Annotated in this window: 7 protein-coding genes; 4 read left to right on the forward strand and 3 right to left on the reverse strand. The window is 59.4% G+C overall.

Annotated features, from left to right (window positions below):
• Positions 1-290 precede the first annotated feature (290 nt).
• Entirely contained in the window at positions 291-2,273 is a 1,983-nt protein-coding gene (locus tag AQ619_RS07255; protein ID WP_062145901.1) for a hypothetical protein, read from the reverse strand.
• A 240-nt stretch (positions 2,274-2,513) separates the two neighbouring features.
• On the opposite strand from AQ619_RS07255, the gene AQ619_RS07260 reads away from it, so the two are divergent.
• The 4 genes from AQ619_RS07260 to AQ619_RS07275 all read left to right on the forward strand — a co-directional run bounded on the left by AQ619_RS07260 (position 2,514) and on the right by AQ619_RS07275 (position 15,018).
• Positions 2,514-7,700, forward strand: a complete 5,187-nt coding sequence (locus AQ619_RS07260) for a DEAD/DEAH box helicase (protein ID WP_062145903.1) — start codon at positions 2,514-2,516, stop codon at positions 7,698-7,700.
• Positions 7,690-10,446 carry a DEAD/DEAH box helicase gene (locus AQ619_RS07265; protein WP_062145906.1) on the forward strand — a complete coding sequence of 919 codons (2,757 nt, stop codon included), beginning with the start codon at positions 7,690-7,692 and terminating at the stop codon, positions 10,444-10,446. The genes AQ619_RS07260 and AQ619_RS07265 overlap by 11 nt, the downstream gene beginning before the upstream one ends.
• A 2-nt stretch (positions 10,447-10,448) precedes the next feature.
• On the forward strand, positions 10,449-13,835 hold the full coding sequence (locus AQ619_RS07270; protein WP_166504180.1) for an Eco57I restriction-modification methylase domain-containing protein: 3,387 nt from the start codon (positions 10,449-10,451) through the stop codon (positions 13,833-13,835).
• Between the two features lie 547 nt (positions 13,836-14,382).
• Positions 14,383-15,018 carry an HNH endonuclease gene (locus AQ619_RS07275; RefSeq protein WP_207205023.1) on the forward strand — a complete coding sequence of 212 codons (636 nt, stop codon included), beginning with the start codon at positions 14,383-14,385 and terminating at the stop codon, positions 15,016-15,018.
• A 39-nt stretch (positions 15,019-15,057) separates the two neighbouring features.
• Here AQ619_RS07275 and AQ619_RS19260 read toward each other — a convergent pair whose 3' ends face one another.
• Positions 15,058-16,347 (reverse strand): hypothetical protein, encoded by a 1,290-nt coding sequence (locus AQ619_RS19260; RefSeq protein WP_207205024.1) that lies wholly within the window; start codon positions 16,345-16,347, stop codon positions 15,058-15,060.
• A 587-nt stretch (positions 16,348-16,934) separates the two neighbouring features.
• Entirely contained in the window at positions 16,935-17,870 is a 936-nt protein-coding gene (locus AQ619_RS07290; protein ID WP_062145915.1) for a TniB family NTP-binding protein, read from the reverse strand.
• Positions 17,871-17,879: the final 9 nt, after the last annotated feature.

The following is a 17,879-nucleotide window of genomic DNA, read 5'->3' on the forward strand; positions in this document are numbered from 1 at the left end:
AGACCTTCCCAAGGTCTCTGAAGAGTCAGATGCGGCCAAAACCTGCGAAGTTTTGTCGTAGGCTACCAGAGTGCGCATGTTGTTGCGAGCCGGTCGCATCTGTGGCCAGTCTTAAGTTGGAACGCGGCCAGTTCTAAGTTGGCCCCACACGATATGTGGGGACCACTTAACGCTGTCTGCGTAAGCGGTTGATTTTTATGATAACCGTCAAATCGACCACTTGGGGTCACCACGTAACGGTGTCCACAAACGGCATGGCGACCACTTAAGGCTGTCCACAGACGCGCGGGTCATGCGTCCTCCCAGGCCTTGTTCAGGATCTTTGCGGCGAGCGCGGCCTTATCTTTCGGCAGAAAACGGCCGTAGTGCTTGGCGACGGTGTCGGCAGTGTCCTGGATCGCGTAGCTGGCTTGCTCGTACGAGCCTGTCTTCTTCAGAATGTGGGTCGCCAGAACATCTCGCACGTTGTGCGGCCCATGCGGCAACAGCCCCTCGATGGCGCCACGGCCCGTATACGGATTGAAAATGCCGTAGCGCTGAATCGCCAGTCGCCAGGCTTCATAGAACGTATTCTGATCATAGGCGGCGCTCTTGCTCGTCGCCTTCATGGTCTTCACGAAGAAGGTCCCAGGATCCTCTGCGCCCCCGAGGAGGCGCGGCCTATGAACCTTGAGATAGGCTCCGATTTGATCATAGAGCCCGCCGAGGTCCGGCAGCAGCAGGCGAAACGGCTGGCGACCGAAGTACGAAGATCCCGCGTTCTTGAACGCGACAGCAGGGATGAACGCCTCCCAGCCCCCTTCACGTTCGTTCCAACGTAGCTCACCGCATTTCAGTGTCTCCAGGCGCCGCTCAGACGAGGCGGGCGCGCCGCGCTGACAGATCAACAGCTGGCGCAGGTTCTTCTGGCGTACGCCGAGATGCAATCCGAAGCGCAGCATCAGAAAGGCCCTGGAGGCCTCAGCCGCCGGCACCGGATAGCGCCGCGTGTCCGGCGCCCGCGCCAGCACTTCCTCAGTGATCTTCCGATACGCCGCCAGCGGACTATCCGCTTCGAGGATCGCCATGATCGGCTCGAACGGATCCCGGTGTACACGGGCGATGCGGGCGACCTCCTTGGCGCGATGCAGCGCATGGCGATGGATCTCGTCGCAGGCCGCATCCCAGTCCGCGCGAACCGCATCGATCTCGGCTTGCGACAGCAGGCCTTGGATAGGCCGCAACCGCGCAGCCAACGCTGGCGTTTGTCGGATCCAGCCTGTTTCACGCCGGGTCAGAGCGGCCCCCAGCATGAGCATCTCCACCTCCCACTGGGTGTAGAAGCCCCGTCGCCCCTGCCGCCACTGAAGGTACCAGTCCCAGACGGCCGGGATCACCAGCAGAGCGAAGGTGAGGCGGTGCAGGGGGACGCCGGCGCCCGCGATCTGGCTTGTCGGCGCCGACGCCAGTGCGCCGAACATGAGGCCAAGATGTTCGACCTTCTGTGACGCCGTTTCCGATCCCCAGACGCCGGAGCGTTGGAGGCCCCGAGACGTCAGCGCCGCGGTCTTGAACGCCAGGAGACCGGCCATCTCCTGGTCCAGTCCGGCTGGGGCGGGAACGGTGCCAGCAACCAGCTCGGCGTCAGGTTCTGGCAAATCGAGTTCGTCCTCGAACTCATCGTCGACCGAGCCAGCATAGTCGTTCCCAGAAGCGGAGAAGCGCACGGCGAAGCGTTGCCGCATCGCCGCCGCCTGATAGCGCCGGTACTCCGTTGATCCGGAGACGATGACCGTCCGCACCCAGTCCAGGATCTCCTCGCGTTTCGCCAGCGGTAGTTGACTGAAATCGTCGGGTAGGTGCCAGGCCAGCCGTCGCCGTTCGGCAATCGTCAGGCCCGGCAAGCGATGGTTGGCCACCGCGCGTCCCGACGGGGGTATCTTGGCACGGAAGTACCCCGTCGGAAGGTCGTAGCGCGCCTCGATACGGCCAAGCGCCCGCATACTCGGGGCGTCATTTGGAGACTTGGCCCCTATGCGCCACATGCGCAGTGTCGTGACGTTTACAGTCGGCCCTTTAGCGGCCAACGCCCGCTGGAGATGGTAGGCGGAGTCACCATGCCGCTTCATCTGCAGATCCAGCGCAGAGGCGAAGTCACCCGGGTCTTCCCACTCTGTCCAGAGCGGCTTGGGCTTGTCTTCGATCGGCCTTGGCTGCCTACCGCGACGCTTGATCGGCTGGACTGTGGCGGGGCTGTGGATCGTTGAAACTTTACGCGGCATGCAACTCGACACGGCTGACGCGCCCTGAGCGCGAAAGGCCGGCGATCAGCTTCGAGCCTGGTTTCCAACGGGTTTCCGGCGCGCCACTCAGCTGTGGACGGCGACGTCAGAAGCTTGGGGAGTCGAACTGAAAACCCTGTCTCGATGCCACGAGCTAACTGCCTTGGGGATAGCTCGTGAGGCGAGCTGCATTGGGCTGGCAAACTTCAACTTACAGCGGTTAATGTGCCCCCATCGCAACTAGGGGCGTTCATGAGAGCCTTCGATTTTGATCGCCATTTGATCAGCTCTTACGAGCGCTTTTCGCGATCCTTCAGCACGATCCGCTCGCCAGATCTGCGCAATGCGATTGACGCCCAATATGACATCGGGCGCTTCTGGCCGGACGCACTGCTTTCGCTTAATCCGCGCTTTCTCGCCGGCCCAACGGTAGACGATCTCGTCGCTTCCAGTGATTTGGACGAAGCGACTGGCAAGGTTTTTCGGATTGGTGAAAGGCCTTTGCGCTTCCACCGGCACCAGGCGGAGGCCATTGCCAAAGCGAAAACTGGCAAGAGCTTTGTCGTTACGACTGGTACCGGCTCGGGCAAATCGCTCTGCTTTTTCGTGCCTGTGGTCGACGCGATTGTTCGAGCACTTCGGGCGGGCAAGCCCCGTACTACGCGCGCGATCATCGTTTACCCAATGAACGCTCTGGCTAACAGCCAGATGAAAGAGATCGATAAGTTCATCGGGCAGTCAGGCTTGCCAGAAAGCTTACGCCCCATCGTGAAGCGGTACACGGGGCAGGAAAGCCAAGAAGAAAGAAGGCGAATTGCCGACAATCCACCCGACATCCTGCTGACTAACTACATGATGGCGGAGTTACTCTTAACTCGTCAGGATGAACTGGACGCGAAGGTCATCGGGAACGCTGTGGGTCTTGAGTTCATTGTGCTCGATGAACTCCACACCTACAGAGGTCGACAAGGCGCCGACGTCGCTGTGCTCGTTCGCCGGCTACGAGACCGTTGTACACCCGGCAAGGCCCCAATCTGTATTGGGACGTCCGCAACAATGGCGTCTGAGGGAACCGAGGAGGGGCGCTCTCTTGCGGTGGCCAGAGTTGCGACCCGACTTTTCGGGTCTGAAATCGGTCCAGACGCTGTTATCGACGAGTCGCTTCAGAGAGCGACCGACGATAGGGTCACCCTCGAGAAAGCCATCTCCGATCTGGCCGACACTCTCCGGCTGCCCCTTCCGACTACCTTAAGCGACGAACAGCTGAGGACTCATCCAGTCGCAGTGTGGGCGGAGCTCGCACTCGGGCTCGATGACAGGCTTGAGCTGAAGAGAAAGAAGCCTGTCCAGTTCGACAAAGCGGTAGAACGCCTAGCGAGGGATAGCGGCATCGATTCTGCAGAATGCCGCGTCTATCTTGAGAACTTTCTAACTTTAGTAAGCCTCCCGGAGAATCAGCGTGGAGGTGCGGGTGATGGGGCGTTCCTAGCATTCAAGCTGCACAGGTTTATCTCCGGTGCCAGCGAGATATTTGTCACGCTGAATGAAAGCCCGCGAAAAGTTTTGTTTGAGGGGCAACTGGAAGATCCGGATGCCCCGGGAAATAGACTTTATCCGACGCGCTTCTGCCGAAGCTGCGGACATGAATATCATGTGGTGACCAAGACGGAGGTGGAGGGCCATACGAGGTTCTTGCCCAGAAGCATCGACGACACGCCTGTCGAGAGCGAGGACGATGTCGAGATGGCTGGCTATCTTTGCCCTGCCAGGCCCGATGACGCTGAGTTCGCCTTTGATGGAGCCCTAAGCGGCTATCCAGAAGGCTGGCTCGAAGAGCGCAATGGCGTTGAGCGGCTTCGATCCTATCGGAAGAAGCGTGTACCGACGCTGTATGCGTTGACGCCGGAGGGCAAGTCAGGCGCTGACGGGAAGGATTTCTGGTTCATTCCTGGCAAATTCGCGTTTTGCCTTTGCTGTAAGGACGAGCCTAACCAGGGGATGCGTGAACGCAGTAAGCTGGCAGGCCTATCCGGCGAGGGGCGAAGCTCAGCTACAACGCTGCTTGTCTCCAGTGCTCTCGAATGGATGAACAAGCCGACAAGCGGCGTTTCTGTTACGAAGCGAAAGCTTTTGGGCTTCACCGACAATAGGCAAGATGCCGCCCTCCAGTCCGGGCATTTCAACGACTTTCTTTTTGTAAGCCTTCTTAGGGGGGGCATTCTAAGAGCCGTCACTTCAGCAGGTTTCGACGGCCTTACTGAGGATGAGTTTGGCCTAAATGTCGTAAAAGCACTGGGCTTCATTTCCTCCAATAAGGAGGCGCGCGCGCATTGGATGCTTGATCCTGCGGCTGGCGCGGTTGTTAGGGAAGATGCGCAGAGAGCGCTAGCCAAAGTGCTGGCCCATCGCGTTTGGACCGATCTCCGCAGAGGCTGGCGTTACACCAATCCAAGCTTGTCTGTCCTAAGGCTTATCGATGTAGAGTTTGTGGGTGTCAGCGAACTAGCAGCCGACACTGAGAGGTTGATGACCGTGCTCCCCGAACTGGGAGAGCAGTCTGAAGTTCAACGCACAGAGCTTTTGAATAGCCTCCTTGGCGCAATGCTCGAAGGGCTTGCGGTCAACACGGAGGCTCTGGACCTCACCGTGTTGGATGGTGTTGCTCAGAAATCGCGCTCACTCCTTCGGTCTCCCTGGGCGATTGATGCGAAGGAAAACCTGCGTAGCCGATCGACTTTGCTGCTACGGGCACCGGGCAAAGATATTGTTGGGCTCCGCGAAGAGCAGACCTTGTTACGTGGCGGTCATAACTCGCGCATTGCAAGGTTAATTAATAAGAAAAGTATACTCGGTCGAAAACTTGGTCGTGACGAGTACCTTGAGATGCTCCAGCGGCTGATTGACGTTCTAGCTTCTGAGGGCCTCATTCAACCTGTCGAGCTAGACTCGGACCTTGTTGGCTGGCGACTTACGCCCTCCTCAATCAAGCTCATTCCAGGTGCGGCTCTGTCAGATGAGAGTAAGCGCGGAAACCGCTATTTCCATGACCTATACGCCTCGATCGCGGCAGGATTGGCCGCCGGGCATAGCGCCTACTGGGGGTTGGAGGGGCGCGAGCACACGGCGCAGGTTTCGCAGAAGCAAAGAGAATGGCGCGAGTGGCGCTTTAGATACGAGGCGGATGACCTCGACAACCTCGCTAAATCCGAGAACAGGAGCGAGATCAAGGCGACTGGCGAGTCGGACCAATTTCTTCCCGCGATGTTTTGCTCTCCGACGATGGAGCTTGGGGTCGACATATCCGCCCTAAATGCTGTCTACCTGAGAAACGTGCCGCCCACGCCGGCGAACTACGCGCAGCGTGCGGGCCGTTCGGGACGGTCCGGTCAGGCGGCGGTCGTTGTAACCTATTGTGCGTCTGGCTCCCCCCATGACCAGTACTTCTTCCAGCGCCGCAACGACATGGTTGCGGGTATTGTCCGCCCACCGGCTTTGGACATCACAAATGAGGAGCTGCTGAGGTCGCATTTGCAAGCGATCTGGTTGGCCGAGAGCCGACTGGCGCTCTCTCCTGATATCCCCGATATTCTCGACCTTAGCGGCAAGCGATATCCGCTCAAGGAGGAGATCCTGGCCGTCATTTCGGACCCGGGTTTGGCCTTGCGCTCGCGTGATCCGATGCGCCGAGTGCTGGATCAGATCCTAAGTGCTGATGGCGGCGCGCTGCCGGTCTGGATGGAGGATGCAGACGAATATGTTCTGCAGGTAGCCGCGGGTGCCCCGAAGGCGTTCAATCGGGCTTTTGACCGCTGGCGCGAGCTCTACCATTCGGCGCGCACGCAACTTGCTGAGGCGAATGTTCGCTCAGAAATAGCAGGCCTTTCCGCTGCGGATCGCCGCAAGATCAAGGCTGCGCAGATGCAAGCCAGCGATCAACTGTCAATTCTTGAACAAGGCAAGGCCTCCAACGGTTCTGACTTCTATTCCTACCGTTATCTCGCAACCGAGGGCTTCCTACCGGGCTACAACTTCCCACGCCTCCCGCTCTACGCTTTTGTGCCGGGTGAAGGCAAAACGGGATCGTTTCTGTCTCGCGCTCGGTTTCTCGCGATCTCAGAGTTTGGGCCGCGGAGCCTTATCTATCATGAGGGACGCGCCTATCGGGTGATGAAGGCGAAATTGCCGCCTGAAGTCCGCGAAGGCGATGGGTCTGAACTCGCGACCAAGGACATCTATATCTGCTCAAATTGCGGAGCATGCCACGAGGTCGAGGTTGAACGCTGTCATGGCTGCGATGCACACATGGCTGGCGAGGTGCCGATCAAGCGAACGCTCAGGATCGATAACGTCGAAGCGGCTCCAACGGAACGCATCACCGCAAACGACGAAGAGCGAGTTCGCCAAGGCTTCGATATTCAGACCGTTTTCGCTTGGCCCAAAAAGGATGATCAACTTCAGGTCACTAGTGCGGAGTTCAAGTGCGAGGACGTTTCAATTCTTGCCCTGCAGTATGCCAATAGCGCCGAGATCAGCCGCCTCAACCGGGGCTTGAAGCGCCGCAGAGACCAAACTGTTTTTGGCTTCAACATCGATCCGAGAACGGGCTATTGGGCGAAATCGGAAGAAGAGGATGCAGACGTTGACGTTCCGCCGGATATGGCCAGACCCGTCCGGATTGTGCCGATCGTCAGAGACCGCAAGAACGCGTTACTTCTACGCTTCAAAAGGCCGGAGGATTTCGCACCGAGCACGATAACGACCATTCAGCATGCGCTCCTGCGCGGCATCGAAGTCGTCTATCAATTGGAAGAGGGCGAGATACTGGGTGAGCCGCTACCCGCTCGCGATAATCGTCGAGCGATCCTCGCTTATGAAGCAGCAGAGGGCGGTGCAGGCGTTCTATCTCGTTTGGTGGATAGCCCCGAAGCTATCAGTGAGGTCGCTCGGACAGCACTCGGACTTATGCACTTCGACAATATCGACGCGGCCATATCGAGTGGCGACGCCGACCTACTGTCTGAAAAGCCCGATGAGGCCTGTGTTCGGGGCTGTTACCGCTGCTTGTTGTCGTACTTCAACCAGCCAGACCACGAGCAAATCGACCGAAGCAGCAAGGAGGTCGCTAAGCTCTTGATCGACCTGGCCCGCGGCCGCACGGAAATCGATTTGAGGATCGCGGCGGAGCCTTCTCCTTGGCTCAAGGCCTTTCAAGAGGAGAGCCTCCCCCCGCCCGATACAATCGGACTGAGCTTTGCCGACCTGGAGGTCGAGTTCACCTGGCGGGCTCATTTTGTCGCGGCAAGCCTCCAGCCAGTCTCCTCTGCTGCAGCAAAGGATGCCGCCAGCAAAGGCTGGGAGCTGTTGCAGCTGCCAGCCTCACCTGAGGCCGGCGTACCGAACGAACTACGAGCGCTCTTGAAGGGTAGTGATGGTGCTTAGTTTCTCTCCTGGCGACCTGGTGCGCGCCCGTGGACGCGAGTGGGTTGCTCTGCCCGCGCCACGAGAAGGAATTCTGGCCCTTCGTCCGCTATCTGGGAGCGAAAACGACGTTGTGGTTCTCGACCCGTCGTTGGAGGTTTCAGCGGTAGAAGCTGCACGGTTCGACCTGCCCATAGATGCGCGGACTACGGTTCAAGCTAAGGCGGCGCTCTTGGCGGACGCTCTTCGCCTGACCTTGCGGCGCGGCGCTGGCCCCTTCCGCTCGGCCGCGCAACTAGCCTTTGAACCGAGGACCTATCAACTGGTGCCGCTCCTTATGGCGCTTCGGTTGCAAGTTCCTCGCTTGCTGATCGCGGATGACGTTGGCATCGGCAAAACGATCGAAGCGGGGCTCATCCTCCGTGAGCTGATGGACCGAGGCGAGGTCGACGCCTTTTCGGTTCTTTGTCCGCCGCATCTCGTCGATCAGTGGATTGTCGAACTGAAGGATCGTTTCGGGATCGACGCGGTCGCGGTGACGTCAGGCACCGCAGCGCGCCTCGAACGTGACCTGCCCCTCGCGCAGACCCTGTTTGACGCCTATCCCCACACAGTCGTCAGCCTTGACTACATTAAGGCCGAGAAGCGTCGGGAGGGATTTGCTCGAGCCTGCCCGGACTTTGTGATCGTCGACGAAGCGCACGCCTGCGTAGGCACCCACAAGGGCCGACAGCAGAGATTTGAGTTGCTGCAAGGGCTGGCGCGGGACGCCGAGCGGCGAATGATCATGCTAACGGCGACCCCGCACTCGGGCGACGAAGAAGCCTTCTCAAGGCTGCTCTCTCTCATCGATCCCGATTTCGCCACGCTCGACTTCGAGGACGCACGATACCGTGAGCGTCTCGCCAGACATTACGTCCAGCGTCGTCGCGTCGACCTAATCGAGGGCGACTGGCAAGAGGACCGGTCCTTCCCCAAGCACGAGACCAAAGAACACGCCTACAATCTGTCGCGCGAGCACCTGGCCTTCCAAGAGGCCGTCCTTGAATACTGCTTCTCGCTGGTTTCCAAAGCCGGCGCGCACAAGAAGGACCAGCGGCTAGCGTTCTGGGGCACCCTAGCGCTCATGCGTTGCGTAGGCTCCTCGCCCGCGGCCGCGTTAAGCGCGCTTCGAAATCGGGCTGCCAATGAGGCCGATCGCCTCGAACCGCAGATCTACGACGAAGACGGCGACGATGAAGACGCTGTGGATATCGAGCCGAATATGGCGCTTTCCGATGATCCCCAGCTTCGCGCCCTTATGGATCTAGCGGGCCAGCTGCTATCCGATACGGACCCAAAACTTGAAGCTCTCATCGGGGTGCTAAGGCCCATGATCAAGAGCGGCGCAAACCCTGTCGTATTCTGTCGATATCTGGCCACCGCCGAGCATGTGAAGGCTGGTCTGCGAAAGGCCTTCCCCAAGCTCACCGTCGACTCCGTGACCGGCGAGCTCACGCCCGACGAACGTCGCGATCGGGTCTCAGAGATGGCTCTGGAGGACGGCGCGCAGAGGATCCTGGTGGCGACCGACTGCCTCTCCGAAGGCATCAACCTGCAGCAGCTCTTTGACACCGTCGTTCATTACGACCTGTCTTGGAACCCAACCCGTCATCAGCAGCGTGAAGGCCGCGTCGATCGCTTCGGCCAGCCGGCCGAGCTTGTACGCTCGATCATGATGTTCTCGCCCGACAGCGCCATCGATGGCGCCGTCCTGGATGTGATCCTGCGCAAAGCCCAGGAGATCAGAAAGGCCACCGGCGTCACGGTGCCACTGCCCGACGAGCGCGGTCCCGTTACCGACGCCTTGATGTCGGCCATGATGCTGCGACGCGGAGCGCACCGGCAGTTGACGCTCGACCTTCGGCTCGAGGACGGTGCTAGGGCGATGGAAGCGCGCTGGCGTGACGCCAGCGAGAATGAAAAGAAGTCCCGGGCCCGCTTCGCGCAAAACGCTATGAAGCCGGCCGAAGTGACGCCAGAGTGGGACAAGGCCAAGCACCTCCTAGGCTCGCCCGAAGACACCAAGCACTTCGTGGAAAGCGCGATGTCGCGGTTTGGCGTCCCGCTCGAGAAGAAGCGGAATGTCTATGTGGCGCATGTCCACGCGCTTCAGCACGCTCTTAAGGAAAAGCTCGAACAGCGTGGCCTTGCCCCGTCGGTGAAGCTTGCGATGGCGGAGCCCGCTCCGTCCGACGCCGCTTTGCTGACGCGAACTCATCCATTGACCGCGTCTCTCGCCGAAAGCCTGGTCGAGGCCTCACTGGATCAGGAGGCGCTTCCGGATCTGGGGATTGGTCGCGTCGGGGCTTGGCCGACCACGGCGGTCACCAACATGACCCGCCTGGCCCTGCTGCGCGTGCGCTACAAGCTCACAATCCACGCCCGAAAGGAACGTTTGCTGCTGGCGGAGGAAGCGGCTCTGGTCGCCCTGCAGGGGGCCACTATCGTGGCGTCCGGAGAAGACGCCCGCGCCCTGCTCAGCACGCCGGCCACGGCCGATCTTGCGACTATCGCTCGAGATCGACTGATCAACACGGCCCAAGAGGAACTCCCCAAGCTGCTCGAAGGACCGTTGGCGCAGTTCGTCAACCAACGCGCCGCCGAGCTTGTAGAGGATCATGCTCGCCTGCGCGCCGCGGCGGGCTCCATTTCCCGCGTAAGCGTCGAAGCCGTCTTGCCGCCAGACGTCATCGGCCTGTTCGTCTTGATGCCGGCGGCGGTGTAGTCATGGCCCGCAAACCGATCTCCGACATGTCCGCCTGGCCCTCGCTGCGTCTTGAGGGCAACCTGATCGCCCCGGCGATGATCGCCCAGATCGACCAGCGAAAGGCGCCCGAACAGACCGAGGAAGACTACGCCGTCCGCAAAGGCCTGACGATCCGCGAGGAAATCTCGACGGCGTTCCGGGTAGGTCAGTCGCACTTCGACGCCTTCAACAAGATCGAGTCCCCCTCTCAAGACGCCACGCGTCGCTTCATGACGGGCTTTCTGAGGGAGACCTTCGGCTATCAGGATCTGACGCCCGCCGCCGCACCGCTAGCTCTGATCGCCAGCAGTCGGGTGCCCGTTGTGGTGGTTCCGCCCAGCGAAACCTTGGATCGCCGCAGCCCGACCCTTTCGATTGATCGGTCCCGGTCGCCGGCTTTCGCGCTTCAGGACTACCTGAACGACACAGACGAAGCCCTGTGGGGCATCGTCACCAACGGCGCGCAGATGCGCCTGATGCGGGACAACGCCTCCCTGACACGTCCGGCCTTTATCGAGGCCGACCTCGCCCAGATCTTCTCGACCGAGGACATCGCGTCCTTCGCGGCGCTCTGGCTGTTGATCCACAGGTCTCGCTTCGGTGTCGCAGACGCCCCGGCCACGGACTGCCCGCTTGAACGCTGGCGGGAGGCGGGATCGCGCGAGGGCGAAGTCGCCCGTGACCGCCTGGCCGGTCAGGTCCAGATTGCGCTGAAGGTCCTGGGTTCCGGCTTCCTGGAGGCCAACCCCGACCTCTCCGAGAAGCTGAAATCTGGCGAAGTGAACCTCACCGCCTGGTTCAACGAACTGCTGCGTCTTGTCTATCGGTTGATCTTCCTGATGGTCGCCGAGGATCGGAACCTCCTTCATCCGGCAAAAGCGAAGTCGGATGCCCGCGCGCTCTATGCAGAGGGCTACAGCCTCTCGGCCCTGCGCAAGCAGTGCTACCGCGCCGCCACCTGGGACAAGCATCACGACCGCTATGAAGGCATCAAGATTGTCTTCCGGGCGCTCGCCCATGGGCAGGAAGCGCTCGCGCTACCGGCGCTCGGCGGCCTCTTCACCGAAGACAGGCTGCCCCATCTCGAAACCGCGCGCCTGCGCAATCGCGCCTTCATGGAGGCGCTCTACCGCCTCTCTTGGCTCGCCGACAAAACCGGCATGGTGCCCGTCAACTGGCGCGCCATGGAGACTGAGGAACTCGGCTCAGTCTACGAGTCCCTCCTAGAACTACAGCCCCAGCTGGGGGACGACGGCAGGACGCTCATCTTCGCCTCCGAAGCGGCCGAGCAAAAGGGCAACCAGCGCAAGACCACCGGTTCCTACTACACCCCCGACAGCCTCGTTCAGGCGCTGCTTGATACGGCGCTCGACCCCGTGCTCGACAAGACCGAGGCCGAGGCGGACGACCCCGCCAAGGCGCTACTGAAACTCTCGGTCATCGACCCCGCCTGCGGCTCAGGCCACTTCCTTTTGGCCGCCGCTCGCCGCATCGCAACGCGGCTGGCGCGCATCCGGGCCGAGGGCACGCCTTCGCTTGCCGACTTCCGCCATGCGCTGCGCGATGTCGCGCGCTGCTGCATCCACGGGGTGGACCGCAACCCCATGGCGGTGGAGCTGACCAAGGTCGCGCTCTGGATCGAGACGGTGGACCCGGGTCTTCCGCTCGGCTTTTTCGACGCTCAGATCCGTTGCGGCGATGCGCTGCTCGGCGTGTTTGATCTTAAGGTGCTGCAGGACGGCATCCCCGACGCCGCCTACAAGCCACTGACCGGGGACGATAGGGACATCGCTAGCATCTATAAGCGCGTCAATGCTGCAGCGAGGCAGGGCCAGGGCGGCTTTGACTTTGGAGCTGGCGTCAACAAGCTCCCCGAGACAAGGCCGCTGGCGCTGGACTTCTCCGGTTTCCGCGATCTGCCGGAGGACACGGTCGAGCAGATCGGGGCCAAGGCCGCGCGCTTCGAAGCGCTGCGCGAGGACCAGACTTACGTGCGCGCCGCTATCGGTTGCGATCTCTACGTTGCGGCGTTCCTGCTCCCGAAAATCGGCCATGCGCCAACCGGCCCATCGGTGCGGACGATCCCAACGACCGAAGAACTCTGGCTTGCTCTCAATCAGGGCAAGATCCGACCATCGATGCTGGATGCGCCCAAGGCCGCCCACCGCGCCCGCGCCTTTCACTGGCCGCTTGAGTTCCCGGATGTGATACAGCGTGGCGGGTTCGATGTGGTCGTGGGTAATCCACCTTATGGTGCCGCACCATCCTCGCGGAGTTCGATTAGAAACTTCTTCTCAGTGTCATTTGAAGATGATGTTGATGGATCAAACATTTGTAATTATTTCTTGGCTCAGGCAATCCGTTTCGGAAATGTTGGGGCAGCCTTAGGCTTCATTCTTCCGAAGTCAATCAGCTACGTTGCATCATATGAAAAGACGCGTGGCCTGATAACGGCGCGTGGCGACTTAACTCTGTTGGCAGACTGCGGCGCCGCCTTCAAGGATGTCGGGCTTGAGCAGATTTTGCTAACTTTTTGTTTAAAAGCAGGATCATCGCCCCATACGCTTGTTGGCTACTTCGACGGTCAAGTGTTCCAATCTCTGGATAAACGCCATTCTAATGTCTGGCGGGATCGAGGATATTGGGAGATCCATCTAACGCCCAAGCGGATGAAAATAGCCTCTGCAATCGAGCAGCAGGGCATACCGCTTTCGCAGCTCTGCATTCCCAATGGAGGCATATTTCGCGGTCTTGGGTTGCAGTCCAAGAGAAACCTGCATGCTGACGCCGTCGACGATGCTGCAATGCCTGTATTGGGTGGCAAAAACATCACAAGCTATGTTGTTTGGGACGAGACCGACGAGCCATTTATATATGCGAACTCACGACATCCAGAGCTCCTCGCCGATAACGCCTTCACGCGTCAACTGTCTCGCCGCATCGCGCTAAAGAATATATCAAGTTCGGTCATTAAAATTGAAGCGACGCTTCTGGATCAGGAATGCATCACGCTTGACACGATCAATAGTGTCGTTCTCTCCGATTGTTGCGCTTATCCGTACGAGTACGTGCTTGCGTTTATGAACAGTCGAGTTGCCAATTGGTACATGAAGTGGGTAGTGTTTAACCGCTCTGTTCTGACTATGCATTTCGATGCTGACTATATCGGCCGCCTTCCAATTCCGATTTTCGTTGGCGCGCAATGGCAAACCGAAATTGCAAATCTCGCCAGCAAGCTCCTGTCGGTTCCTGCTCGGAAGTTCCGCAAGGGTGTGACCAACCTTGAAGAAGTTCATGGAGAATTAGTGCAGCGTATTGATCAGATTATCGCGCAGAACATTTCTGTATCTCTAGACACATTGGATTGAGATGCGAGATTGATTGAAACTCTCATTTAAAAGTTCGCAGGCATGACCAAAATTGGTATCAGCTACACTGCGCGCGGCCTCGCCACCTTTTCCCACGATCTGTGCGGCGACGCCCGCCGTTCGGCTGCACCAATGTTGGCCGCGCACCTTGCGCGCCGATCTCGACGCCGCCTACGCGGCCTACGGCCAGAACCGCGAGGAGCTGCACTGCGTCCGAGGTCCCGGCGACTTGAAAGGTCCCGACTACTCCTCGGAACCCCTCCGCGTATTGAAAATCTGCCAGTACAGCGAATACCGCGCTCCGACGTTTGCTCTCAGATGCTCGGGATCGCAGGGACGAGAACGGCGAGTTTGACGCCCTTGGGGTGCTACCGATGCTCGCCGAAAAAGAGGCAGAAGGTAAGTAAGACTTATGCCTAGCGTTGAGCACCCCCAGTCCTTTGTGGTCCGGCAGGAATGCGACAAGGTCGCATTCCAAAGCGGTTTCCGCCGTAAGTTGGACGAGCGGGAGGGGTGGGCCCCGTTCCAGTCGACCACGGCGCCGGGCGTGATCTATCTCGCCGCAGCGGGCGCGCGGGGCCCCTGGTTTGTCGCGCTGGACCACCCGGGCGTCATCGAGGAGCTGGACGCCCCGATCGCGGACATCCCAGGCCCCGGTCTCGCCCGCTACGCCTTCGAGAGCCTCGGGGGCGTTTACGACCTCTTGCCGCGCATCTATCAGCTCGCGGCAAGCCTGCCGGACGCGCCCCTCCGAGAGTTCGAAGCGAAGGTCAGGGACCTGCCGAAGACGACCGAGTCCGAGCGGCTCGTCGTTCAACGGGTCGGCCAAGACATCTTTCGCGCCAGCCTGATCGACTATTGGCAGGGGCGATGTCCGCTCACCGGAATCACCGACACCGCCCTGCTGCGCGCCTCGCACATCGTACCGTGGAAAGCCTGTTCAACCGACGCCGAGCGTCTGGACGTCCACAACGGCCTTCTGCTCTCGGCCCTATGGGACGCGGCCTTTGATCGGGGGCTGGCTTCCTTCGATGACGAAGGCCGACCGCTGCTGTCGCCGGCCCTCAGCGACGTCGCCCGCGCCGAATTGCGCTGGCTGGGGCCGATCTCACTGACGAACAAGCACCGCAGACAGCTGGCTTGGCACCGCGCAAACCTCTTCGTCGCTGACGCAGGCGGCTGACGGACTGCAAGGATACGCCGAGCTCTACAGGGGGCAGCCCTAATAGCCGCGCGGCCACCAGAGTTCGCGCCGCGCCAAAGGCCATAGATGTCGCAGCCGGGTCGACGCCTTAACTCCGAAGGCATCGATGGCAGCCCGCCTCTCCCAGGCGCCGATACTCGGCGCGGCGCGCCTCAAGCCAAGCTTGGCGGCTTCCGTGCTGATGTCCTGCGGGTCAACCGACACGAGCGCGGACAACTCCCGCGTTGCGATGTACCTATCTGCAAAAACATAAACCGAGCACCAGAGTGTGCCCGAACCTAAATCAACAAGCAGGCCAGCTCTCTGCGCCAACTTGATGTCTCTTGGATACAGGCCAAGAGCGTCTTCTGCTTGCTTGAGCGTTGCTCGGCTTCCAAGCCGGCCCCAAACTGGCCTTGCAAGATCGATGTCTCCGGCGATTAAGCGCTTGGCCAGGCTGCGGTCCAGCGTCAATCGCTTGAGCGTTAGTCCAGTAGGGCACATGGAGCCAAGCACGCCGTCGAGTTCGCCGAGATAAGCTTGAAGCAGTACGCTTCCCCATGGCTTCGGTCCGGGGGGAAGCCTGGCCATCACATCGGAGAGCAGCATGCGGCTGTCATCAGCCCCATGCCTAACGACCAGAGCTTCCAGTCGGTCGAAGACGGTCAAGGATGTAGACCGCTTGAACTGCGCTTCTTTATACAAAGAACGAGCGGCACCCTCAAGGCGAGCTATCTTGCCATGATCTTCCATGTATCTGATGATACTTCTATCCAATTTATATATTTTCGAAATATGCGATATAGAAATTCTATCATTTACGATCTCATCAAGCATATACAAATTTACATCATCGTATTTCCGCTTCAACCCTCCAAGGGTTTTTGTATTTGATTCAACGCCGCCACGTATTATGCAATCTCTTAGTTTTGATCTCGGCACCCTAAGCTTTTTCGCGGAGATAGTTATAGAATTCTCCTGCTCCTCTCGGGATAGGCAACGTATACCCGATATAGCCTTTATTGCATCCTGAAGGGGCTGATTGCCCATGGATAGCGCCCTGAGCTTGGCCCGAAACTTAGTGACACTCCGGATATCATTTGACTCACCGGCCTCTTCACGCGCCTTATGGGGGTGGGACAGCGCGAAGCAGCCTCTTAAAATTCTCTCAGAATAGGGCCCTACAAGAGTACGCGGCGCCCCACTTCCAGCCCACTCTTCTCTAGACACGCCAGAAAGCGTCATAGTCGCGCCCAGCACCTGGATGAGCTCCATGAAAACATCAGGTGCGACATCTCTAACTTCAGGCGGAAGATGCTCGGACGCCAATCGTCTCCAGCGCTCAGAGCCCAGATCATAGGTCAAAGATAGCAGCGGGCGCAGCGTGGGATCCACGTATTTGGGTGCCGAGCGGCGCAAGTCCGCACCGCAACTCAGGCAGTGGAAAAGGCTTGTAATCGGCCATTTGAGTGCTCGGCTGCAATTCTCGCTGGGGCATTTGTTTGTAAGCCAAGTCCACGAGATAGGGCAGAAGTCACGATATCTACTCGACCATAGCGCGAGATCAATACCTTCTTTTTCAAGATAAACTGGCGCGATCCACCTATGCTCCCTTCTCAGAGCGCTCGGCGAAAGCACCTCGCCCGCGACAGCCAGGCTCCCGTTTTGACGCAGTTTCGGAAGCATGTCGGCTATGACGCTGACGGGCTGTCGATACACGGCGGCAACGCCCTCGACATCCAGCAGATCCAGGCGAGCTCGCATTCGGGAAGACAAGCCCAGCTCGCTCATAAGCGAGTATCGAGACGCGTGACCATTATGTGCGGCTACGCGAGATATGTAACCTAGGAAGCTCTCCCCTGCGGCTGGTGGCAGAGGGAAGCGAACGCCGCTGCCGCGCGGTATCGCCGGCCTCGTCATTTCTTCCCCCGCGCGCGGAAGGGATTGCGCTTTGCGAAATTCTGAGGGATCGCCCATCGGTCGACAGCGAGCGACAGGTCGGCAACCTCCAAGGTGTTGCTGCCTCGTCGGATCGCGATTTCGATAGCGACCTCGAAGAGCCGCGCTACGCGCCCGACCACGCCATCGGTAACCTCCATCAACGGGCCTAGAACGCCTTCACCAACGATCGACGAGCTGGTCTTGAGAACTTTGCGCTCACACATGCCGTCGCAAAGTCCCCAAACGAAGCTTGCAAAGAGATTGCGATCCTCGGACTTGCTCGATTCAAGTTTAGGCATGTCCAGCGGCGCCAGAAGGCGACCATTCAGCTGGAGGTTTGACTCAAACATTCTTCTCGCATCTTCCGTGCCCGCAAATACGATCGGGGTCACGCCCGCATCGAGAAAGGATTTCAGGGCGTCCGTGACGTCAGCCTTCGCTGTCGATCTGAAGCTGAGATGCTGAACCTCGTCGATGATCAACAACTGCACACCTAGGCGGCGCAGATAGTCGATGGCCCGCTTGCGTAGCGCCTGCTCAGTGCCGCGTTCAGCAAGAGGATCGCCGAGCGCGTGTAGGATCTGCACCATCAACCGCTTGCTCGTTGAAGCGCTGTCGAGTGCAATGTATAATACTGGCACAAAAGTATCCGTGGGCGGTGTCCGGCGTTCGACCATCGCTTTATACTCAAGGGCAGCCGTCGATTTACCAGAGCCAGAAGGGGCCAATATTCGTAGCCCCATTTGAGGCTTTTCTTCATTGGCAAGTCCGAGTTTTTGAAGATAGTCGCAACGCGCATGGAAAAGTACCTGGGGCGGATATGGGACGTTTATGCTTTTGAATTTCGCGATAGCCTCGGCAACAAGGCCATTGTATTCAGGTGAGTTGTTTTCATCGCCGTCAAATGCCATGATACTATC

The sequence above is a fragment of the Caulobacter henricii genome (genome assembly GCF_001414055.1).
In the GTDB taxonomy this organism is placed as follows: Bacteria; Pseudomonadota; Alphaproteobacteria; order Caulobacterales; family Caulobacteraceae; genus Caulobacter; species Caulobacter henricii.